Origin of the sequence: Erythrobacter litoralis (genome assembly GCF_029760855.1) — a bacterium.
Taxonomy (GTDB): Bacteria; Pseudomonadota; Alphaproteobacteria; order Sphingomonadales; family Sphingomonadaceae; genus Qipengyuania; species Qipengyuania litoralis_A.
Map to the genome: position 1 here is coordinate 61,327 of NZ_SOSI01000006.1, position 21,561 is coordinate 82,887.

A 21,561-nucleotide genomic window follows, 5' to 3' on the forward strand; every position below is an offset into this window, starting at 1 on the left:
CTCGGCAGAACCGCCTGCCGCAATCGGCATTGACCGGCACCCGCCCAAAAGTATGATACAGTCTATATCATAGATGGCGCGAGTCGCAAGCGCGCCCATGGGAGACTGCAATGCTGTTTGACACACTTATCAAAAACGGAACCATTGTGGACGGAACCGGTGCCGGAGCCCGAAAAGCTGATATTCGCATCGCCAATGGTGAGATTGTCGAGATCGCCGAAGGCCTGGAAAAGGGGCCACTCGAACGCTTGATCGATGCGAGCGATTGCTACGTAACTCCCGGCTTTATCGAGACGCATAACCACTACGATGCCCCGATGTGGTGGAACCCCAATCTCGAGCCCATGAGCGGCTATGGTGTGACGACAAGCGTCAATGGAAATTGCGGTTTCGCCGCCGCACCGGTCAGCAACGATCCGGAAGCTCGCGATACGATGATCAAGATATTCTCATTCTTCGAGGACATCCCGATCACCCCGTTCCGGGATGAACTGCCATGGGACTGGAGCACTTGGGGCGAATACCGCGACTCAATGCTCCGCAATCTGAGGGTTCCGGTGAATTTTGAATTTTACTGCGGGCACATCGCAATCCGCCTCGCCGTCATGGGAATGGACGCAACCGAGCGCGCCGCCTCCACCGAAGAAATCGGCGAGATGCAGGACCTGCTGCGCGAGGCACTGGATGCTGGTGCGCTCGGTCTTTCCAGTAACACGATGGACTACGATGGGCAGGGAAATCCCGTCCCGACAATCCTCGCAGCAGACGAGGAATTCACGGCTCTGTTCGACGTTCTCGACGAGTATGAAGATAAGACCTTCCAAATCATGATGTCGGTCTTCCAGCGATACGAGGGTGAGAAGGACCTCGCGCGGTTCGATCCTTTATTGAGGGGCCGCAAATTCCGCACCCTGTGGGCCGGTGTTCCGACCCTGAAGTTCCAGATGGCTCGCCTCCCCAACACGCATGACATCCATCAGCGCTTCAAGGACGAAGGTAGGGAGATGTACACCACCTTCCACCACGTCCCCCCGACGACCAACGTCAATTTCTTCAACTCGCTCACATTCGCGCAGTCGAACAACCTCGTCTGGCACGAATTGATCGAGACCAAGGACGAAGCAGGGAAATATGCGTTGCTAGACGATCCCGACTGGCGAACCCGCGCCCGCAAGGCCTGGGACGAGGACATGTATCCGCAGGCCTATTTCCGCCGTCCGGAAACGGTCACTATGATCGAATCCGAGAGCGGGCACGGCCCCTTCGGCATTGGCGTAACCCTTGCCGACGTGATCGAGCAAAGCCAAGAAGACCATGCGAGCGATGCGCTCGCCGAATGGTTGAAGCTGAATGGTCTTGGCTCGACGCTGGTCTTCGTCATCGACCGGGAAAGCGACAAGATGCTGGCCGACCTATTCAAGGACCCATACGCCATCGGCAATGTCTCGGATTCCGGCGCTCATGGTCAGATGCTGTGCGGGATTGGCGATCATATCGACCTCATCAAGGACTATGTCGTCAAAAAGGGCCTGCTTACCATCGAGGAAGCCATCCACAACTGCACAGGCAAACTCGCCGCCGTTTTCGGCCTGCACGATCGCGGGACGCTTGAAACTGGAAAAGTGGCCGATATCGCAGTTTGGAATATCGACGAAATAGAACGCCGGCCAACGATCCGCATGTTCGACGTTCCCGACGGGACTGGCGGGCGCACCTGGCGCTATACGCGCGAAGCGGCTCCGATGAGACTGACGATGGTCGCGGGCTACCCCACCTTCCAGGCAGGCTTCTTTACCGGACAGTACCCCGGCAAGATCGCAGGTTATGAGCCGACCGGGTCCGAGGAACTGGCGGAAGCGGCGGAATAAGGAGCAAGTCGATGAACAAGATGGGCAAGCTCGAAAAGCGCGATCCTTCGGAGATCTTCCAGCGCCAAGGCGGCATGACAGAGCGCGAAGCGCAATACATGAAGCAGGGCAAGGAACCCGCGGCAGGCAGCGTTCCGATGTCGACGTCGAAATATCTGAACAGCCCGCTCTTCTCCCATGCCTTCAAGACCATGGCGCTGCGTCGCTATGGTGAAGACCTCCCCTTCACATGGGACATCCCCGAAATGACGCGCGGCATTGCCGACGTTACCGACTATTTCGAGGCAGCAGCCATCGTCGAGCGCGAGCGCGAGAACAACCACGAGTTCGACGCCTGGCTCGCGGCAAGAAAGCCGCTCGCAATCGAAGCCACGGATGTTTCCGAGTGCGCCCCGGGTACCTTGGGCCATGCTGTCCATGCTTTCATCACCCAATCCGGAATGACGATGCGGTTCGTCCACAATGTCGAGGCGCGTAGCGACTACGAATTCGTCATGCAGGCGATTGGACATAGTCACGATCTCCAGCATCTCCTGACCGGTTTCGGACCCAATCACGCGGGTGAGCTTGCTCTCGCGGTGATGAATGTGACTGCCAATGCGCGGCTGCTCTCGAGCGAGCTCGCCCAGGAGCTCAGCATCAACAACAGTTTTGTTTCCAGCGCGATGATCGCACGCACGATGTTCAACTACCATGCAGGCGTTCCCCTGATGGCCGAAGCGGTAAGAATGGGTATCGAGCGAGGCGAAGCCTTGAACCGCCCCCTGTTCATGATCGATTATTCCGCGCATCTGGACCAGCCACTTGAAGATATCGCTACCGAATATGGGTTTGATCGGGGACCGGGTGACCGGTGGGAAGAAGCGAGCAAAGTATTGCGAGGCTGACCGGACGCGGTGCCTAGAAATCGAATAGCGGTGTGAAAACCAGCCGGTCCAGATAAGCGCCAATCTGTTCCGGTTCGATGTCGTCGTGTCCCTCCAACCACCACGCCAGGATCGCAAAGATTGCGCCGACCGCGAAATGGCTACCCAAGGTTGGCGGAAGATCGATGGACGCAGCGTCTTGCGAGGAACTTGCAACCGCGAGAGAATCGAAAAGCATCGCATCACGGGTGTGGTTGGCCGCCCCCCCTGCCAGCATGACACGATAGACGTCCTTGTGCTGGTCAACGAAGCGGCAGATCTCGATCGCCGCCGCGTGATGATCGTCTGATGCGATGAGTGCAGACACCCGCAAGTTGATTTCGTGTAGGAGGCTCGCCGTTACGGCATTCCAGAGGGATTGCTTGTCCGGATAATGTCGGAAGAAGGTCGCGTAGCCAATCTCCGCCTGCGCAACGATTTCGGTAATCGAGATGTCATCAAGACGCTTTTTGGCGACAAGCGCGAGCATGGCTTCGTGCAGGCGCTGACGGCTACGCTGGGCTCGCGGATCGAGTGGGCGGGCGCTTACCTCGTTCATCTGCTTTCTCTAGCGACGATCTGCTTGCCGATAAACTGTGCCCTTACGTCGTTCCGGCCACGGCTGCTTTGAGTTGTTCGACAATGAACTTGAGCGATTGTTGAGCACAGTCGAGAGTGAACATGCCAGCAAATCCGTGAAAGGCACCTGCAAAGTCCCGATAAACGACAGGCACATTTGCCTCCTCCAGTCGCGCAGCGAACTTCGCGCCATCGTCACGCAGAGGATCGTAACCAGCCGTGATGATGGTAGCCGGAGGCAGTCCCGACAGGTCGCTTGCGCTGCCAGGAGCAGAGAACTGGTCGACCTCCCCTTCCTCCTGTCCGATATATTGCTTCCAGAACCACCGCATGGCTTCCTGCGTGAGGTAAAAGCCCTCAGCGTTCTCAGTATATGAAGCCGTCGAAAAATCGTTCAGGGTTACGGGATATATGAGCAGCTGGTGGATAATTGGCGGCCCGCCATTGTCTCGCGCCCAGATTGCAAGCGCCGCGGCCAGAGCTCCGCCTGCACTATCGCCTGATACAATGATCCGCGACCTGTCGATCCCGTGCATTTTTGCCTCGTCGCTGACTGCCCAGTTCAGCACGTCGAGACAATCTTCGAACCCCGCCGGATAAGGATGCTCGGGCGCAAGGCGATAGTCTATCGAGACGATGGTCAGGCCCGTTTCGCGAGCGAGTGTACGGCAATAGGGATCGTGCGTCTCGATACTGCAAGTCACAAAACCGCCGCCATGCATATACAGCAGGGTCGGACGAGTCCCCTGCTCCGAACCGTGGCGATAGCAGCGGATAGTGACGGGGCCGTTTCGACCCTCGACATCGAACGTTTCGACCTGGTCTACAGGGATGACCTCAACCTGCCGTTCGGCAAGGCCTGCCGCCCTTCCCTCCCGATACTCATGAGCGACCGTATGGGCATTGGGTACCGGAGCGATTGATTCCAGCAGGTCGACCATTTGCCTAGCATCAGGGTCCAGCGGCATGCCATTCCTCTCATGATGACGCTATAATTCTTTTCAGATACCTCTTTTAAGCATAAGACCGTCTGAAGAGGAAGTTTATTTGATGAACAGGGACGGCAAAAAACTGGTCGGGAGACGGATCGTCGTGACTGGTGCGGCGTCAGGCATGGGCGAAGGTATCGCCCGCCTTTTCTCATCCGAAGGGGCGAACCTCACCCTGGTCGATATCGACGCCGAGAGATTGGCCTCCCTCGCCAAAGAATTGCGCGCGAAAAACGCCGTTTGCGACGTCTCGAGCGAAAGGGAAGTGAACACCGCGGTTGATTCCGCTGCTCGGTCCATGGGCGGGATCGATGGCCTCGTGAATGTGGCCGGTATCCTCGTGCGCAAGCAGGTTCGCGAGACCGGCTACGACGACTTTCAGCGAGCCGTCGGCGTCAATCTTGCGGGCCCGTTCCTGATGTGCCGTGCGGCCTTGAAGCACCTCGAAGCCGCCGAGGCCGCTACGATCGTGAATATCGCGTCGCTTGCAGGCCTGAGGTCTCAGCCTGGCATGGCGGTGTACTCTGCGACGAAAGCGGGATTGGTGGCGTTTTCGGAAGCTTTTTCGGGCGAACTCGGGCCAACAGTCCGGATCAACACAATCTGCCCCGGCGTGATCCGAACCCCGATGATAGATTTTATGTTTGAGGCACAGGAATCGGACGGAAGTGTCAAAAATCTCAATCGTGCCGCTCGACCGGGAACTGCGGAAGATGTAGCCCGCGCCTGCCTTTTCCTGACCTCCCCGGACTCTAATTTCACGTCGGCAGCGACGCTGGCCGTCACCGGAGGTCATTTCAGATAATCGTTCACGTATTGCTGCAAATGTCAGCAATACGACTGCTTTCAGGAGTTGAATACAATGGCTGAACCGAAAAAGAAGCAGCGCGAGGCCGGCGCGGCATCGGCGGTCGACGAGGCCGCAAAAAAACTGCGCATCTTCGCCTTGTCGAAGCAGGACGAAGAGTTCCTTGGGTCAGAAGAGGATATGATCGACCTGCTAAAGGTGTCGCGTCCAACCCTGCGGCAAGCCTCCGCCAGAGTGGTTCAGGAAAACCTTATCAAGATCAAACGCGGTGTCGGCGGGGGCTATTTCGCGACCCGACCGGGCTCACTTAGTGTGAGCAGAATGGCCGCGCTATATTTGATGTCGCGCAATGCAGGCTTGTCCGAAACGACGGCAGCAATGAAGCCATTGCGCGCTGAACTGGCGAAGAGAGCAGCCTGGAATCAGGATCCCGAACAAAAGGCCAAGCTGAAGAAGTTCATCGATTGCCAGGTGGATCTCGACGCCAACAAGAATGAGGCCGATGGACATGGCTATCGCGAGTTCCTCCGCAGCGAGCGACTGTTCGGCGAAATCCTGGGTGAAATGAGCGAGAACGCCGTTCTCACACTGCTGCTCGACATCCTTTACGATTTTACTGCTCAGTTGCGGCGCGAGCAGGATGTGCTGATCAATCGCCCGGACCGAGTTGAAACCTACCGCAAACTCAGGTTGAAACTCGCCAGCTCAATTCTCGAAGGCGATGTCGAAATGGCTGAAATTGCCAGCCACCGCTGCTCGGATACAATCGAAGAGTGGATGGCTAAGAGCCTCGAAAATACCAAGTTTGGCGACGCTGTCCTGCATCATGGCTGATGCTGGGGTCGTCGAGCGCCTGTGCGACGAACTGCTGGCCGAGAACCAGGAGCTTGATGCATTCGTCTCGGATCTGAGCGCGGAGGATTGGGGGTGTGTGACGCCCTTTTTCGACTGGACGGTTCGCGACCAGATCCTGCACCTTTTCCAGGTTGACCGATTCGGACTTATCTCACTCGGCGATGTCGATGCATTTCGCGCTACCGTTACCGCGATCCGCGCGAAACAGGCCGACGGTATCGAATTGTCACAGCAAATCCGCACCGAGTTCGAAGGCATTTCCGATGCCGAAGTATTGCGCATCTGGCGCGAGGGATACGAACGCATTGTCAGATCTCTTCGGACCGCGGAAGATGGTTACCGAGTGGCCTGGTTCGGACCGGAAATGGGCGTTCTATCCTTTGCCACCGCCCGCTTGATGGAGGTCTGGGCGCATGGTCAGGATATCTACGACCTTTTCAGGGTCCAGCGGGAACCGACATCCCGCATCCGCCATGTATGCGATCTTGGTGCCCGAACCTTCGGCTGGTCCTTCCGCAATCGAGAGTTGGAGCCACCTGAGCGGCCAACTGTGCGACTGGAAGCCCCCTCAGGCGAAGAGTGGGAATGGCCGGGCAGCGACAGTCTTGTAAGCGGACCCGCACTCGATTTCGCGCTGGTCGTGACCCAGCGCCGCGCCCCGGAAGATACCGAACTGGTGACCTGCGGAACCGAGGCAGACCAATGGCTGGAGATAGCGCAGTGTTTCGCCGGAGCCCCGCAGGAGCCGGCCGCTCCAGGATCGCGCCCGCCGCATTCCAGCGCGAAGGAAGGGAATAGGGATGGATAAGGAATTTGCCGGTCTCAGCGTAATCGTCACGGGTGCCGCATCGGGCCTCGGGCGTTCTGTCGCAGTGGAACTCAGCCAGAGAGGCGCAGATCTTGCTCTTGTCGACGTAAACGAGGGTGGCCTTGAGGAAACCGAGGCACTGTGCGCTGAGAATGGCAGCAAGACCATCGTCATTCCTACCGATCTGTCGGATCCCGATGCCTGCCTCCGCCCGGTAGCCAAGACCGTAGAAAAGTTCGGTCGTCTCGATTCACTTTGCAATGTGGCCGGGATGCTGGTCTTCGGGCACGCGGCCGAGACCAGCGTCGAGCAGTACGACAAGCTCTACGCGGTCAATGTCCGCGCGCCCTTCCTGCTCTTCCAACAGGCCTTCCCCCATCTCGAAAAGACTGCCGGTTCTGTCGTCAACGTCGCATCCGCGTCGGGATTGACCGGTCACAGCTATATCGCGGCCTATTCGTCGACAAAGGGCGCGCTCATAGCCCTGACACGCAGCCTCGCCGTCGAGTATTGGAAGACACCAGTGCGGATCAACGCGGTCGCACCTGGCGGCATGTTGACGCCAATGGCAACTGGCACGACCGTGACGGAAGACTACGATCCGCAACTGCTCTTCATCGGATCCGGCCCACGGGAGATCGCCCAGCCCGAGGATGTCGCTCAGGTGGTGGCTTTCCTCGCATCACCGCGCGCCAAACGGGTGCATGGTTCCGTTTATTCGATGGACCAGGGTGTAACCGCCTGACGTCCGGAATTCTCGACAGCGCGTCCGACACCCTGCCCACCCCTATTGCCTGAACTGGCAATTCCTGTATCTCAATTGGCAGAGATAAACGACCATGGGAATGTCCGCGAAGAGCGGACTGAGGATGAAGGCCGGCGATGACAAAGCAACTCGACAGCATCATTGCCGACGCGCTGGCCGGCGACGGAGACAAGACGGCGCTAGACTTCAAGGGCCGCGAAGTCCCATGGTCATACATGCGCAACGTCGCCGACGCGGTAGAACGGCTTCTGGATGAGGCCGGGTTAGGCGAGGCGCAGCAAATTGGCTTCGTTCCACGCAATCGCCCTGCCTTCGCCGCTTCGTTACTGGCCTTGCTGGCAGGCAGGCGTACGATAATCATGGCCTATGCCTTCCAATCGCCCGAAGCCATTGCTGCCGATCTGAGGAAACTTAACCTGCCCGCCGTCATTGCCGACGAACAGGACTGGACCGAGGAAACGATCGCAGCCCTTGCCCCCGGAGCACTTGGTATCTCGCTTTCCGCCGACCTTGATGCAGAAAGTCCTGTGAAGCTTGTCGCAGGCGACCCATCAGCCGACCGTGCAGGAACTGCTCCTCCGACAGAGCAGCCTGTTGTCGAGCTACTGACCAGCGGAACCACTGGCGCTCCCAAGAGATCGAGAACGCAGTATTCGACGATCGAAACCGCGATCCTTGCCCAAGGCGTGCTGGATCAGGGTGGCAAATCCGATGAAGAAGGCGACCCGGGCACGGTCAACTTCCCTATATCGAACATCTCGGGCATCTATTCCCTTCTACCTTACGTCGTTTCGCGCCGGCTGGTTCTTTTCCAGGAAAAATTCGACCTCGACGACTGGCTTGCCTTCGTGAAGAGGCATCGGCCCACGGCAGTCATCATTCCCCCGGCTGGGATACGGATGATGCTCGATCGGCCTGACATCGACGACGACGCACTGGAAGGTGTCAGCTATCTCATGGTGGGAACTGCAGCGGTGGATGCAGACTCCCATCGCGCCTTCGAACAACGCTTCGGGGTAGCGATCCTTCTCTCCTACGGGGCCACAGAGTTCTGCGGCGCTGCCACCTCGATGTCCGCGCCACTGCACCAGCAATTTGGTGAGGAAAAATTCGGTAGCGTCGGCAAGCCGACTGGACAAAACGAAGTACGCATCGTCGATCCCGATACGCGCGAGGTACTGGCCGCAGGCAAGACGGGACTTATCGAGGTGAAGGTCCCGATGCTCGGTGATGATTTCATCAAGACTACAGATCTCGGCATGCTCGACGAAGACGGCTTCCTCTTCCACCGCGGGAGGAATGACGGCGTAATCGTGCGCGGCGGTTTCAAGATTATGCCAGGTTCCATCGAAGCCGTGATCAACCGGATCGAGGGCGTGGCAGTTTGCAGCGTGGTCGGAGCGCCCGACCGCCGCTTGGGCGAGGTACCGGTGGCGGTGATTGAAATGCAGCCGGGACGCGATCCGCTTCCTGCCGCCGAAGTCGAAAAGGCCATCCGGGCCGAATTGCCGGCCACCAATGTACCGGTGGCCTTTCTTTTTCCCGATGCGCTGCCGCGCACACCATCGCTCAAGATCGATCTCAAGAACGTCAAGAGATTGGCAGCCGAAGCACAGGCCGAAGGGGCTGGCGCGTGAACCTTTCGCTTTCCGAAGATCAAGCAATGCTGGCGGACGAATTTCGCAAGTTCTTCGGCGACCTCAGCTCGATGGAGCGCGTCCGGAAAGCTGAAGAAGAAGGCGGCTTCGACCGCGAGCTCTGGCAAGCAATAGGCGAAATGGGCGCACTCGCCATGCGCCTGCCCGGTGAAGACGGCTTCGGAACATTTGATGCCGGGCTGGTCGCATTCGAAGCCGGCCGCCAACTAGTCAGCGGCCCCCTCATCGAAGGCATGCTCGCATCGCGATTGCTAGCCCAGTTGCAGGCACCGGACGAATTGCTGGAACGTGCGAGTACGGGTGATGCAGTCGTGACGCTAGCCCTGGCAGAGGCGAGTAGTGGTCCCCAGATCGTTCCGGGCGGGGCGATTGCTGATGCCGTGCTCGTACTCGATGGCGCTCAAGTTAAATTGGCGCGGCCCAGCGAACGCGCATCACCCGAGAATCTCGCCGGCCAACCCATCGTCTCAATCGACTTTTCCGAATGCGAGTTGGAGAATCTTGAGGGTAGCAACGATGCCCGCAGTCTGTTTCTGGCTGCGCTCGAGGAATGGAAGTTGCTCACCGCAGCTCACCTTACCGGGATGGGCCTGCGTGCACTCGAGCTGGCTGGCGACTATGCCAAGGAGCGCGAGCAATTCGGCAGGCCCATCGCGACTTTCCAGGCAATAGCTCACCCGCTTGCTGACATGGCGTCGGAAATGACCGGCAGCGATATGCTGTGGCGCTGGGCAATCACGGAGATCGCGCAAGGCGGAGAACAGTCGACTGCTGCGGCACCGATGGCGTATTGGTTCGCCGCACAGGCATCATCGCAGGCAGTCTATCGCGCTCAGCATACTTTCGGCGGATATGGCCTCGCGCTGGAGTACGATATCCAGCTTTACGTCAGGCGGGCCCGCGCTGTTGCTGCGGTCCTGGGCGACCCGCGAGACCAGTTGATTGTCGCTGGCAAGCGCCTTTGGCTAGACGAGACATCGCCTCTCCCCGAAGTCGGCAGCGCCCAGGTCGAGTTTGGTTATGGCGAGGAAGCCGTTGCTTTCGCGGAGGAGACCCGAACGTTCTTTCAGAAGGAGTTGACGCAAGAATATCGCGACAACGCTCATTTTTCCTACGATGGTCATGACTGGGACCTCAACAAGAAAATGGGTAAGGCGCGGCTGCTGTTTCCCAGCTGGCCAATCGAACATGGTGGTCGCGGACTGGACGACCTTGCGACGGCTGCTGCCCTGCAAGTCTGGGAAGATGAAGGCGTCACCTCGCATTCGCAATATGTCTCCAACCTCGTTGGCCATTCGATCATTCATTTCGGATCGGATGAATTGAAAGCAGACATCGTACCACGCCTCGCTGATGGCGAAATCATCTCCTGCCTTGGCTTTTCCGAGCCACATTCCGGCAGCGACGTCTTCGCGGCGAAAACGAAGGCGCGTCAGGCCGATGACGGAAGCGGTGACTGGATCATCGACGGCCAGAAAATGTGGACGAGCGGCGCAAATCTCGCCCATCACGTGTTTCTTCTCGCGCGCACTGATCATGAAGCACCCAAGCACCGGGGCATGACCGTATTCCTGGTGCCGCTGGATGATCCTGGCGTCGAAATCCATCCGGTCCACACGTTTCAGGACGAGCGGACCAATGCTACCTTCTACGAAAACGTGCGCGTGCCGGACAGCTATCGCATCGGCCCGGTCAATGGCGGTCTCGAGGTGATGGGCTTTGCCCTCACCATTGAACAGGGTGGCGGCGGTTTTGTCGGTCCACACCGTCACGCCGTCGAAGCAGCGGTTGAGTGGGCTGAAGAAGCAGGCCGTATCGTCGAGCCGCGCGTCCTTGAACGCATTGCCGCTGCAGCCACGCGCAACCGTGCATCCTATTTGCTATACTGGCGTGCGCTGCACCTGAAAGCAGAAGGCGGTGATCGTGCAGCCGGGCCGATGAGCAAACTCTACGGGTCTGAATCCTTGCTCAAGGACGCGGTCGATCTGTTCGAACTGGCCGCTCCCGACACGCTAATTCGCGGGAAACATGGCGCACAGCGTCTCGAACATGAAATGCGCCACGCTTCTGTGACGACCGTCTACGGCGGCACCAGCGAGGTCCATCGCAGCCAGGTGGCCGAAGCCTTCTTCGGCTTGCCCAAGAGCAGGTAGACAGATGCGTCTGATCGAAGATCCGAAACTCGACCAGTTTCGCGCCGAATGCCGCGATTGGCTGCAGGACAATGTGCCCAAGGGGCCACGACCTGCAGAAGGTCTTGCGTTACGCGAATATGACCTTGCGTGGCAGCGGACCCAATATGACGGCGGCTGGGCAGGCGTATCGTGGCCAGAGGAATTTGGCGGACGAGGTCTGTCCGTTCTTGAGCAACTCATATGGCACGAGGAATATGCCCGAGCAGGCGCCCCGCCCTCCGCCTCGATGTTCGTTGCATTGAGCCACGCTGGACCCACGATCATCGTCCAGGGCTCTGATCAGCAAAAACGCACGTACCTTCCGCCGATCCTCAAAGGCGAAGAAAATTGGTGCCAAGGGTTCTCCGAACCGGGCGCCGGATCAGACCTTGCATCCCTTAAGACCCGCGGCGTCGTAGACGGTGACCATCTTGTCGTTACCGGGACCAAGATCTGGACCAGTTATGCAGAAGGTGCCAACCGGCAGGAACTGCTCGTTCGCACCAATCCGGACGAACCGCGTCATCGCGGTTTGACATGGATCGTTTGCGACATGGATCTGCCCGGCATCGACATCCGCCCGATTACCGCGATGAGCGGTGTGACCCATTTCGCGCAGGTATTTTATGACGAAGTACGCATCCCGCTCGCCAATGTAGTGGGCGAGATCAACAAGGGTTGGAATATCGCCATGACGACGCTTGGATTCGAGCGCGGCACGGGGACAATTGCACACCAGATCGAACTCGCGAACGGCGTCGAACGGCTGATCGAGGCGGCTCGAGGTACTGTCGATCCATTGACCAATCGATCGATGATCGACGACGAAGCCATCGCGGCGAAACTGGCGGGCCTGCGGGCAGAAGTCATGGCACTGCGATCTCTGACCGTCGCTTCGGTATCGCGCGGGATGCGCGAAGAAGTCCCGGGCGCGGAAGGCAATATCCCTGCCCTCTATTTTGGCGAACTGACCCGCCGCGTGAACGGCGCAGCTCTCGAAATCTTCGGGTCTTCCGCCTTGGTTCGCGATGGAGCCCACAACTGGCCACTTCATTACTTGGAAAGCTTCAAATGGGCGATCGGTGGGGGTACGTCGGAAATCCGCCGCAATGTCATCGGTGAGCGCGTACTCCAGCTGCCACGTGGTCCCAGAGCTATATGAGCCACGATATGATCATAGATCTCCATCCGACCGAAGACCAACAGATGATCGCCGACAGCATCGGCGGGATGCTTGCGGACGCCCTTCCTGTGTCGCGGCTGCGCGAAGAAAGCGGTCACGCCGGTGCGATCGAGCGCAGTCTGTGGAACGACCTGGCCGAAATGGGTCTTTTCGGCATGGGTATCGCGGAGGAAGATGGCGGAGCGGGGTACGGATTGCCCGAGGAGATCGTCGCAGCACGCGAGCTGGGTCGCGTACTCGCCTCACCTTCTGTCCTGGCACAGATGGCAGCTGTACACCTGTCCGAGGACAACGTGCGAGAGGCGCTCATCGCGGGCAAAGAACGCGCAGCTTTCGCAGCGCGCGGCTTGGGCGGCGAGGTTCTACTATTCGACGGCGCTGGTGCAGACCATGTCGTCCTGCTTTCGGACACAGCGGTCCTTGCATCATGTGAGATGTTTGACTGGCAAAGCGCTGTATCCATGGATGAAACACTGACGATCCATCGATCACCCCATACCGATCCGACCGAAGACACGCGGTCGCCGATTGCTGACCGGATTTCGCTCCTGCTCTCTGCCGCGCTTTCAGGGATGGCGCATGGGGCCACGGCGTTGGCAGTCGAGTATGCGTCGCAGCGTGAACAATTTGGTCAGCCGATCGGATCGTTTCAGGCCATAAAACACCAATTGGCCGACATGCGCGTGCGTGCCGACGCCGCCGACAGCCAGACCATGGTTGCAGCCGTAGCCTTCGGGCGAGGCAATAACGACAGGAATGAAGTTGCAGCAGCGCGCTGGCTTGCAGGAGACGCAGCAATCTCCAATGCCAAGGCGGGTATCCAGGTTCACGGGGGTATGGGCTTCACCGCAGAATGCGACGCGCATCTTTTCCTGAAGCGAGCGCACACATTTGCATCGCTGGGAAGCTCGCGCAGGGCCGAAGAACGGCGCCTGCTCGATCAGCAATGATCGTCAAAGGTTGGGGTTGTCGTCCGCCGATATCGGCGGAACCGCCATCCAGCCGCCATCGACGATTATATTCTGTCCATTGATGAAATTGGCAGCGTCAGAAAGGGCGAAGGCGATGGTCTCTGCCACCTCCTCTGGCGTGCCGAAACGACCTGCGGGCAATTTGCGTTCGAAAAGTGCGTTCATCTCGTCCGAAGGCGTAATGCGGGGCGTAGCGATCGGCCCCGGTGAGACACAATTCACGCGAATGCCGAGCTTTCGCCACTCAACAGCCATCGACTTCGCAAGTGCGACCATTCCGGCCTTTGCAGCGCCATAAGCCGCGTGGCGGGCTGCGCCCTGTTCGCCCCCGATCGAACCGGTAAACACAAGAGAACCTCTCTTGCCTTCGTCCTTCAACCGGCGGACCATGGTCCTCCCGATAAGGAACATGGGCCTCAGGTTCAGCGCCAGCTGATCGTCCCACACCTGCGTTTCCATCGCCAACAGGTCGCAAAAGCCAGCAGTTCCAATAATGTTGGCCGAAAGCGATGGTGTCCCGAAGAGCTCGTTCGCAGCGTCGACCACCCTGATGATCGATTCCTCGCTCATAACGTCGCCTGCCACTGAAGCGGCGTTCAGCCCTTCACCACAAAGCTCCTCAGCCAATGCATCACCGGCTTCGGGTTTGCGTCCCACGATCACGACCTTGGCGCCCCGGGATGCCAGCAGGCGTGACGTCGCTTCACCGATACCGGCAGCCCCGCCCCACACAATGGTACATTGGCCTTCCAGATCGAGAGAATTCGTCACAATCCGACTCCCACTTCCATGTTTCGGTTGTCCGCCCAGCTCTCATTGCAAGTTTCGACCAGGGCAAGCGCATCGCGCTGCAACTGCCTGCCTTTGATCGGGGCCTCGGAATAGCTGACGCCGATGTTGTAGATCACACGACCGTGCCTGTCGAAAATCGGGGCGGAGAGGTTCTGGACCCAGTATTCCTGATCAGCGTCTATAGCCTCCGGTTGGTAGAGACCATTGTCCATCGCCGCCAAGAGCATGGCCAGCCGCCCCTCCTCGATACCGTCGCCTTGCGATTCCACCAGATGCCGAGTGAATGCACCGTGCTCGGCAGAACGGAGCGAAACCAGAAATCCTCGCTCCCTTAACAAAGCAAGCGCACCTTCGTGCGCCTCTCGAGCCGCCTGTGAAGTGCTGGGTCCGTCCGGAGCGCACCAAGCCGCGGCATCGTCATCTTCAGACCATGCAAAGAACAGGCCACCAAGCGGCGCCCTAAGAGGTACACGCTGACCGACACGCAAGCTCGCTGCCTTACCGCCGAGACCTGCAAAACGGGCGACGCCGATGATGTCGCTGCCTGCTCGCGCGGTCAGCAACGTTTCACGTCCGCTCGCCAGCGCCCAGTCTTGTGCGACACGTCGAGCCTGTGTCAGCAAAGGATCATGTCGCGCGGCCGCTTCACCGATGGCCACCACTGCAGGTGCAAGCCAATAGGTTTTGCGTTCCGGATCGCGGAGCAGATACCCCCTCTGCATCAGGACGTTGAGAATGGCGTGACAGGACGATGCGTTCGTCCCTGTCAGGCGAACGATGTCCGAAAGGGTGAAGGTTTCCGCCGGTTGCCCGGCCATGAGATCTACGATCTCCAGCGCGCGAAGTGCGGAAAGGGCTGGCCTGCTCATACAGTGAGACTAGCGGTGCGATCTGTTTTTGCAACAGCGAAATACATTTCGACATTGCAAAATATGGCGAATCGGTTAAAGAGGTAGAGGAATTAGAGGAGCCAAGGTAGTGATCGATCGTGCATTCATTCTTCGCGGACTTGAGGTGGCCGACCTCGATGCGGTGAAAATCACCCTTTTCCACCACACGCGTGACGCAACCCTCAAGCAACTGCCTCTGGCCGCCAAGATGAGCGACGAGCAAAAAACGGACCTGCGCATAAAGGCTGCCGACTGGCTGCTTGAGAATGCGTCCGACTCTCGAGTCGAGCAGCCCTCGCCAGACGCCATGCGCGAAATGATGGAAATGGGCACCGGTTCACCGATCGGCGACAAAGAGTATAATGCCCGCGCCCCGATCGCCGGCTTCGAAGACTATCCCTATTTCGCCCAATGGCAGGATGAAGCACCGGAAATTCCCGAAGACTTCAAGGTCGCGATCATTGGCAGCGGATTCGCCGGCGTCGGCATGGGCAAGCAGTTCGACATACTCGGTATCGACTATGTGATCCTCGAGCGCCGTCCCGAACCGGGCGGGGTCTGGAGCATCAACACCTATCCGGACGTGCGCGTGGACACCATGTCGGTGACCTATGAACTCGCTTTTGAACGCAAGTTCCATTGGAAGGAATATTTCGGCCGCGGCAGCACTGTGCGGAAGCACTTGGATGACGTGTCTCGCAGCCATGGAATGCACGCCAAAACTCTCTTCGAGCACGACGTGAAAGAAGCCCGCTGGGATCCTGCTGCCAGCCTCTGGCGCCTCACCGTCGCCTCGCCGGAAGGTGAGAAGGTCATATCGGTCAACGCTGTTGTTTCCTGCAGCGGCCTTTTCGCTACTCCGAAGATCATCGAATTTCCCGGCAAAGAGTCTTTCGAAGGCGAAATCGTCCACACCGCCGAATGGCCTGCCGACCTTCAATTCAAAGGCCGCAAATTGGCGACCATCGGCAACGGATCCACCGGCGTACAGATTTTGGGTGCCCTCGCTCGCGAGGCCGAGCACGTTAGCGTTTTCCAGCGCACGCCCCAATGGATCACGCCCCGCGCAGGCTACGGGCGCCCGATCGAGGAAGAGCACCTCTGGCTGATCGAAAACTTCCCCGGCTATCGCAACTGGTGGCGGTTCACGGCTACCGTACCGCTGTTCGACACGCATAAGCTCATGCTGCCCGACCCTGAATGGCAGGCACAGGGCGGCGTGGTAAACGAAGGCAACGATGCCATGCGAGAGGTTCTAAAGAACTATATCGCAGACCAGGTGAATGGCGACGAAGAGCTCATTGCGCAGCTCACCCCGGACTATGCCCCCCTTTCCCGTCGCCCGGTGGTGGACAACGGCTGGTACAAGGCGCTCACCCGCGACAACGTCGATCTCGTAAGCAAGCCGATCAAGCGGCTCGTCGCCAACGGCATCGAGACCGAAGACGGCGAAATCCATGAGTGCGATCTCATTGTGACGGCGACCGGATATGCCGTCGAAAAGTATCTGTGGCCGACGCGCTACAAGGGCGATCACGGGCAAGACTTGCATGACGAATGGGATTCGAAGGATGGTGCGCGTGCTTACATCGGGCTGATGCATCCGGGCTTCCCGAATTTCTTCTCGATTTATGGTCCGAATTCGCAACCGATTTCCGGCGGTCCGCAGCAACCGGTGTGGTTCGCCACCTGGGGCAGCTTTGCCGCCCGTATGCTCATGCGTATGCTGGAAGAGGGCAAATCACAGGTCGAAGTCACCCGCGAGGCTTACGACGCCTACAACGCGGCACTCGATGAAGAATCGAAGCAGCTTGTTCAGCTTAGCGCTCTCGGTGGGGCGGATAAGAACTACTATCTGAATGCCGACCAAGGCGGACGTCTGCAGGTAAACGCACCGTGGTATAGTCCTGAATATCATCGTCTGCTGACAGAAATCGATTGGGATGCCGTCAAATTCTCCGGTCATGCCGAGATGACATCCGAAGACAAATTACAGGGAGCAGCCTGATGGACGCACTCGATTTCAACGGTCGCGTGGCAGTAGTTACGGGAGCGGGCTCGGGCATCGGCAAGGCAATGGCCTTCGAAGCGGCAAAGCGCGGCATGACCGTTGCCCTCGCCGACATTGCCGAAGATGCTGTTACGGAGACGCTTCGCCAGATCGAGGCAGATGGCGGCAAGGGCCTAGCGCGAAAACTCGATATCCGAGACGCCGACGCCTTTGATGCCTTCGCAAATGAAGTGATCAAAGAATTCGGCATGCCAGCCGCTGTCTTCGCCAATGCCGGGATCTTGAATTACGGATCGACGCTCAGGCCTGATCTCGAAATCTGGCGGCGCTCGCTGGATATCAATATTCTCGGGGTTATTCACACGGTCCATGCATTTCTCGGCAAGATGCTGGACTCCGGTGAAAGCGGCCAGTTCGTCATCACCGGTTCTATGGGGAGCTTTGTCGCAGCACCGGAATTGGCTTCCTACACTGCTGCGAAGCACGGTGTCTGGGCAATTTGCGAGGCTCTGCGCATGGAACTCGGCAGCCAGGAAAAGGTCGGGGTTTCGATGCTTGCCCCGCCGCGGGTAGATACGCCCCTGCTCAAGGAAAGCGTTGCCCGCACCACCGCAGCCGCTGGCGAGGAAGCAGGCAAGCAGATCCGAGGCGGAGCAATGACGCCCGAAGCGATTGCAGAAGCCGCCTTCAAAGGTGCCGAGACACGCGAATTCTACATAACGCCACAGATCGACGACGTGGCACCGATGATCCGCGATCGCATCTCTCGCCTGCTCGACCGTTGATCGGATAGCCGATGGCGCAGCAGCCGCCACCCGCAACAAAGGTATCCTCGCCCTTTGCTACGCCGTTCTTTACCGCGCTCTGGCTAACTACGCTCGTTTCCTCCTTCGGAACGACCATTCAGGGCGTGGGTGCAGCATGGCTGATGACAGACTTGTCGGGTTCGCCGGCGATGGTATCGCTCGTCCAGACCTCGATGGTTTCGCCGATCATGTTGTTCTCGCTGTTGGCAGGCGCGCTGGCGGACGGGTTCGACCGGCGGCTGGTGATGATCCTTTCACACATCTCTATGCTGATAGCCTCGGTCGGTCTGGTTTTATTCGCCTGGGCTGGGCTCCTGACGCCTACGATCCTGCTGGCATTCACATTCGCCATCGGATGCGGGCTCGCGTTCAACGCCCCGGCAAGCCAGGCAATCGTGGGCGAGATAGTCCCGCGCCCTGCCCTTCCTGCCGCCGTCGCCTATAATTCAATGACCTTCAATATCGCCCGGTCGCTAGGCCCGGCAATTGGCGGCGCGGTAGTCGGTGCGGCAGGCGCAGTCGGTGCGTTTGTCCTCAACGCATTCACCTACCTCCCGATGTTGGCTGTCCTGTCGCGACGCCCGCCGACAGAGCAAAGAGGGACACTACCGCGGGAGCGCATGTGGCATGCAATGGCCGCAGGTGTGAATTACACTCGCATGTCTCCCGATATACTGAGGGTCATGCCGCGTGCCGCTCTGTTCGGTTTCGCAATTGCAGCGGTTTCGGGCCTTCTCCCGATCGTTGCGAAAGACAAACTGGATGGAGGACCGCTGGTCTTCGGTCTCTTGCTGGCGACTTACGGGGCCGGATCAGTAGCGGCAGGATTTCTGGTCCGGCCGGCGCTGACGCGCCTGGGTAGCGAAAAAGTCGTTGCGCTGGCATCGATTTGTGCAGCGGCAGGCACCGCCATCGTCGCTATCAGCCCGTGGATTGCGTTGACCGCATTAGCCCTGATTTTCGTGGGCGTAGGCTGGGTCCTGGCGCTATCTACCTGCAACACCGTAGTCCAGCTAGCAGCGCCGCGCTGGGTTGTCGCGAGAGCCCTGTCACTCTACCAGATGGCAGCTTTCGGTGCGATGGCTGCAGGCGCTGCCAGTTTCGGTGTCCTCGGCAGCTCGATTGGCATCGAAACGGCTCTCCTGATCGCTGCCTCCATCCATGTCCTCTCAATCGTACTCGGGCAGTTCCTGCCCTTGATAGACGAGGAGCGCGATCTCGCTCCCAACAACTGGCAAGAACCTGACCTGGCATTGCCGATCGAGGGGAGAAGCGGACCGATCGTGATCAGCGTCACCTACGATATCGACGAAGCCGACGTCCCCGCATTTCTCGCTCTGATGGGGGAGAGGCGACGCGTGCGCAAACGAGATGGCGCGCATGGCTGGACCCTCCTGCGCGACCTTGGCTCTCCTGAACGCTGGATCGAGCGTTACGACGTTGCGACCTGGCATGACTACATCCGGCACAATCAGCGTCCCACCGCTGCGGATGCAGCAAACTGGACCGCGATCCTAGCGCTTCATCGCGGTGATTTCCCTTTGATCACGCGGCTGATCGAGCGACAGACGGGCGGCCTGCCCGCAAGTCGAGAGCCAAGCGCACGCGAACTTGCAAGCTTCTCACAGCCCTAGCCGAAGAGCTTGCGAACCTCATCCAGAGATATTTTCAGTGATGCGTTGCGCGGAAGGGAATCCAATATCCTTATCTCGACTGGAATCTGGTATGCAGGGAGCAAATCACGCAGTCTGCGGGTAATTCCGCTGATGCTGAGCGTCGCATCTCGCTCACGCTCTACAACGGCTACGGGAACTTCCCCTAACCTCTCATCGGGAATTCCCACCACCGCCGCATCAGAGACGCCTTCCAGAGTGCGCAGCTTTCCGGCCACATGATCGGGTACGATCTTGAAGCCTCCGCGATTGATAGCGCCGTCCGAACGTCCATGAATAAATAGAAAGCCGTCATCATCAATCGAAGCGAGATCGGTCGTCCGCACCCATCCATCCCCCAGACGAGCCACTTTCGCTTCCAGAATTCCGGTTTTTCCCGGCGCGAGAGGATGCCCGCTTCCCTCGTCAACGATACGTATAGTGACACCCGCACTGGCCCGCCCCGCGCTTCCACGCTTGCGTAATCCGAACTCGCGATACTCGGCGAGCGACCAATTCGCGATCACACCAGCGAATTCTGTCGCTCCATACGCGGTAAGCACGGGCACACCGAACCGCCGTTCGAACGCTTCCTGAAGCTCCGGCTCAACGCGACCTCCGCCGACGGCGACAAGATCGAGACTGGCAAGCCAGTCGTCCGGAAATTCGCACTCCAGCACCATCTTGATGCCTACCGGAGGAACGGTCCCGCGCTTCGGCCGATAATCACGTACCGCTTCGGCCCAGCCCAGTGGCGTAAATCGGTCGAGCAGGACAAGCGGTCGCGAAAAGACCAGCGGTGGAACCGCGTAGGCAAGCCCAGCGACATTACCTAATGGATGCACCATGATTTGCGGCGCGGCGGCATCGCTACCCGCGTAGGCTGCTCCGGCATTCTCCACCGCGCTCGAAATGCTGCTCCAGGACAAATCGATCCTCTTGGGAGAACCTGTGGTGCCAGAACTGAGCAACTGCAGCGCGACATTACTTTCGCCTGCATTTCCTTCGTCACCCCGGACATCAGCGAGCACCTCAATCGCAACATCGGCAGAAGTATCGCGGGTAGAAATCGCCATTGTTCCCGCTTCGCGTGCAGCGCAGAGTGCCTCGTCACTCCAGTCACATTCATCGGCGACAATGACCGGCAACTGAAGTGCCCGAATGTCCGAAGCGAGGCCTGCCGGACTCTGGGCACAATAAATCATCGAGGTCGTCCGCCTCGCCGCAATGTTGGCAATGCACAAGGCAACATGATGGGGTCGGTTGCGAGCGACCAGGCCGACAGCAGCCATGCCCACCAGATGACTATCAAATTTGCAAGCCACGTCGGAGAGCCATTGCCCCCCGCGCCAGTGCCCCGCAAAGGCCAGGACCCGGGGGTTCTCCATCGACAGGGCCCTTTGCGCGGCAAGTGAAAGCTCGAAAGGTTCGTCAGCCATTGCGAGTTTCGCAGACGAAGATACGCCCGCCCTCTTCTATGACGGTCCAACGCGGACAAGCCGGCGGCGGCGGCTGCTTGATAGGTTTCTTGGAATAGGGAATCTCCCTGAGCGAGCCGAATTCGTCCCACCGCCAGGTGTGAAAAGGACATTCGATCCAATTGCCATGCACCTTGCCGCCCTGGGTCATGTCCATGCCCGCATGCGCGCATTTGGCTTCGAGCGCCCGCAATTCGCCGTCCTCGCCGCGCCAGATCACCAACTTTGTATCGTTATGCTGCGCAGCGCTCACTGCTCCTATCGCAAGGTCCCTTGCGCTTCCGGCATCGATCCACTTGTCGCCCTTCGCATTCATCCTTGCCACCTTACCCCGCGTCCGGATGGTTGCACCTGTTATCCAAACGCCA

19 protein-coding genes are annotated in these 21,561 nt (G+C 59.0%); 13 read left to right on the forward strand and 6 right to left on the reverse strand.

Going from position 1 to position 21,561, the window contains the following annotated elements; translation table 11 throughout:
• Nucleotides 1-110 precede the first annotated feature (110 nt).
• Nucleotides 111-1,868 carry an N-acyl-D-amino-acid deacylase family protein gene (locus E3U23_RS11860; RefSeq protein ID WP_279351486.1) on the forward strand — a complete coding sequence of 586 codons (1,758 nt, stop codon included), beginning with the start codon at nucleotides 111-113 and terminating at the stop codon, nucleotides 1,866-1,868.
• 11 nt (nucleotides 1,869-1,879) lie between these two features.
• Complete coding sequence (locus E3U23_RS11865) at nucleotides 1,880-2,755, forward strand: Coq4 family protein (protein WP_279351487.1); 876 nt, start codon at nucleotides 1,880-1,882, stop codon at nucleotides 2,753-2,755.
• 13 nt (nucleotides 2,756-2,768) lie between these two features.
• Here the strand turns inward: E3U23_RS11865 and E3U23_RS11870 are convergent, their stop codons facing one another.
• Entirely contained in the window at nucleotides 2,769-3,332 is a 564-nt protein-coding gene (locus tag E3U23_RS11870) for a TetR/AcrR family transcriptional regulator (RefSeq protein ID WP_279351488.1), read from the reverse strand.
• 43 nt (nucleotides 3,333-3,375) lie between these two features.
• Complete coding sequence (locus E3U23_RS11875; RefSeq protein WP_279351489.1) at nucleotides 3,376-4,320, reverse strand: alpha/beta hydrolase; 945 nt, start codon at nucleotides 4,318-4,320, stop codon at nucleotides 3,376-3,378.
• Nucleotides 4,321-4,402: 82 nt separating this feature from the next.
• On the opposite strand from E3U23_RS11875, the gene E3U23_RS11880 reads away from it, so the two are divergent.
• The 8 genes from E3U23_RS11880 to E3U23_RS11915 all read left to right on the forward strand — a co-directional run bounded on the left by E3U23_RS11880 (nucleotide 4,403) and on the right by E3U23_RS11915 (nucleotide 13,543).
• Nucleotides 4,403-5,146 carry an SDR family NAD(P)-dependent oxidoreductase gene (locus tag E3U23_RS11880; RefSeq protein WP_279351490.1) on the forward strand — a complete coding sequence of 248 codons (744 nt, stop codon included), beginning with the start codon at nucleotides 4,403-4,405 and terminating at the stop codon, nucleotides 5,144-5,146.
• A gap of 57 nt (nucleotides 5,147-5,203) precedes the next feature.
• A complete protein-coding gene (locus E3U23_RS11885; RefSeq protein WP_279351491.1) occupies nucleotides 5,204-5,983 on the forward strand; it encodes a FadR/GntR family transcriptional regulator in 780 nt (259 codons plus the stop codon).
• Nucleotides 5,976-6,812 (forward strand): TIGR03084 family metal-binding protein, encoded by an 837-nt coding sequence (locus E3U23_RS11890; protein WP_279351492.1) that lies wholly within the window; start codon nucleotides 5,976-5,978, stop codon nucleotides 6,810-6,812. Before E3U23_RS11885 ends, E3U23_RS11890 begins: the two co-directional genes overlap by 8 nt.
• Complete coding sequence (locus tag E3U23_RS11895; RefSeq protein ID WP_279351493.1) at nucleotides 6,805-7,557, forward strand: SDR family NAD(P)-dependent oxidoreductase; 753 nt, start codon at nucleotides 6,805-6,807, stop codon at nucleotides 7,555-7,557. The genes E3U23_RS11890 and E3U23_RS11895 overlap by 8 nt, the downstream gene beginning before the upstream one ends.
• A 137-nt stretch (nucleotides 7,558-7,694) precedes the next feature.
• Complete coding sequence (locus tag E3U23_RS11900; RefSeq protein WP_279351494.1) at nucleotides 7,695-9,215, forward strand: class I adenylate-forming enzyme family protein; 1,521 nt, start codon at nucleotides 7,695-7,697, stop codon at nucleotides 9,213-9,215.
• The gene (locus tag E3U23_RS11905; RefSeq protein ID WP_279351495.1) at nucleotides 9,212-11,389 is read left to right on the forward strand and encodes an acyl-CoA dehydrogenase; all 2,178 of its coding nucleotides are present in this window, start codon (nucleotides 9,212-9,214) and stop codon (nucleotides 11,387-11,389) included. Before E3U23_RS11900 ends, E3U23_RS11905 begins: the two co-directional genes overlap by 4 nt.
• 4 nt (nucleotides 11,390-11,393) lie before the next feature.
• On the forward strand, nucleotides 11,394-12,572 hold the full coding sequence (locus tag E3U23_RS11910) for an acyl-CoA dehydrogenase family protein (protein ID WP_279351496.1): 1,179 nt from the start codon (nucleotides 11,394-11,396) through the stop codon (nucleotides 12,570-12,572).
• An 8-nt stretch (nucleotides 12,573-12,580) separates the two neighbouring features.
• Nucleotides 12,581-13,543: an acyl-CoA dehydrogenase family protein gene (locus E3U23_RS11915; protein WP_279351497.1), complete on the forward strand. Its 963-nt coding sequence runs from the start codon at nucleotides 12,581-12,583 to the stop codon at nucleotides 13,541-13,543.
• A gap of 3 nt (nucleotides 13,544-13,546) precedes the next feature.
• On the opposite strand, the gene E3U23_RS11920 is transcribed toward E3U23_RS11915, so the two are convergent.
• Complete coding sequence (locus E3U23_RS11920; protein ID WP_279351498.1) at nucleotides 13,547-14,335, reverse strand: SDR family NAD(P)-dependent oxidoreductase; 789 nt, start codon at nucleotides 14,333-14,335, stop codon at nucleotides 13,547-13,549.
• Nucleotides 14,332-15,225, reverse strand: a complete 894-nt coding sequence (locus E3U23_RS11925) for an IclR family transcriptional regulator (RefSeq protein WP_279351499.1) — start codon at nucleotides 15,223-15,225, stop codon at nucleotides 14,332-14,334. The genes E3U23_RS11920 and E3U23_RS11925 overlap by 4 nt, the downstream gene beginning before the upstream one ends.
• A 109-nt stretch (nucleotides 15,226-15,334) precedes the next feature.
• Here E3U23_RS11925 and E3U23_RS11930 point away from each other — a divergent pair, with 109 nt between their 5' ends.
• The 3 genes from E3U23_RS11930 to E3U23_RS11940 are packed head-to-tail and all read left to right on the forward strand — an operon-like array spanning nucleotide 15,335 to nucleotide 19,697.
• On the forward strand, nucleotides 15,335-17,254 hold the full coding sequence (locus E3U23_RS11930; RefSeq protein WP_279351500.1) for a flavin-containing monooxygenase: 1,920 nt from the start codon (nucleotides 15,335-15,337) through the stop codon (nucleotides 17,252-17,254).
• Nucleotides 17,254-18,042, forward strand: a complete 789-nt coding sequence (locus tag E3U23_RS11935; RefSeq protein ID WP_279351501.1) for an SDR family NAD(P)-dependent oxidoreductase — start codon at nucleotides 17,254-17,256, stop codon at nucleotides 18,040-18,042. The genes E3U23_RS11930 and E3U23_RS11935 overlap by 1 nt, the downstream gene beginning before the upstream one ends.
• Before the next feature lie 11 nt (nucleotides 18,043-18,053).
• Nucleotides 18,054-19,697: an MFS transporter gene (locus E3U23_RS11940; protein WP_279351502.1), complete on the forward strand. Its 1,644-nt coding sequence runs from the start codon at nucleotides 18,054-18,056 to the stop codon at nucleotides 19,695-19,697.
• Here E3U23_RS11940 and E3U23_RS11945 read toward each other — a convergent pair.
• Nucleotides 19,694-21,154 (reverse strand): class I adenylate-forming enzyme family protein, encoded by a 1,461-nt coding sequence (locus tag E3U23_RS11945; protein WP_279351503.1) that lies wholly within the window; start codon nucleotides 21,152-21,154, stop codon nucleotides 19,694-19,696. The genes E3U23_RS11940 and E3U23_RS11945 overlap by 4 nt on opposite strands.
• Complete coding sequence (locus E3U23_RS11950; protein ID WP_279351504.1) at nucleotides 21,147-21,509, reverse strand: Rieske 2Fe-2S domain-containing protein; 363 nt, start codon at nucleotides 21,507-21,509, stop codon at nucleotides 21,147-21,149. Before E3U23_RS11950 ends, E3U23_RS11945 begins: the two co-directional genes overlap by 8 nt.
• Nucleotides 21,510-21,561 lie beyond the last annotated feature (52 nt).